Below are 518 nucleotides of genomic sequence, written 5' to 3'. Positions count from 1 at the left end.
GAAGCAACGGCGATGCTCGCCCCAGCCGGTAAGGCTGCAGTATTGGAAACCTTGCAAGACTTGAAGGACCAATACCGGGATGATCTGACTTTAGTTGTTATCACCCATGATATGGCTGAAGCCGCGATGGCAGACCGCGTTGTTGTTGTGAACGATGGGGCAGTCGCCTTCGATGACCAACCCAAAGATTTATTTGTTCACGGCTCAGAATTAAAGCAGCTTGGCTTAGACCAACCCTTTGAGGTTCAGCTTGCCCAAGCGCTTCCCCAGGCACCAAGCCAGTATTTATCGAAGCAGGAGTTAGCTGCATGGCTATCAAAATTGAAGGCTTGAACTTTCACTACGGGGCAGATAAGCACCCGCACTTAATCTTAAACAATATTAATTTGACGATCGAACCCGGCCAGGTAACCGCTATTGTTGGGCAAACAGGGTCCGGTAAATCAACCCTCGTCCAGCACTTGAATGCACTGCTTCTGCCAAGCGGGGGACAAGTGGTCGTTTTTGACCAGGTTGTC

Annotated in this window: 1 protein-coding gene and 1 pseudogene; both read left to right on the top strand. The window is 50.2% G+C overall.

Features of this window, described 5'->3' with window-relative positions:
* Positions 1–333 (top strand): annotated as a pseudogene (locus AOQ29_RS08025) (energy-coupling factor transporter ATPase); the annotation flags it as partial.
* The coding region (locus AOQ29_RS08020; protein WP_242977396.1) for an ATP-binding cassette domain-containing protein at positions 309–518 on the top strand (210 nt) is incomplete at its 3' end. The pseudogene AOQ29_RS08025 and the gene AOQ29_RS08020, both read left to right, overlap by 25 nt.

Source organism: Fructobacillus ficulneus (assembly GCF_001047075.2).
GTDB lineage: Bacteria > Bacillota > Bacilli > Lactobacillales > Lactobacillaceae > Fructobacillus > Fructobacillus ficulneus.
The sequence above is the reverse complement of the archived record's forward strand: the minus strand, read 5'-3'. Positions and strand labels throughout refer to the sequence as shown.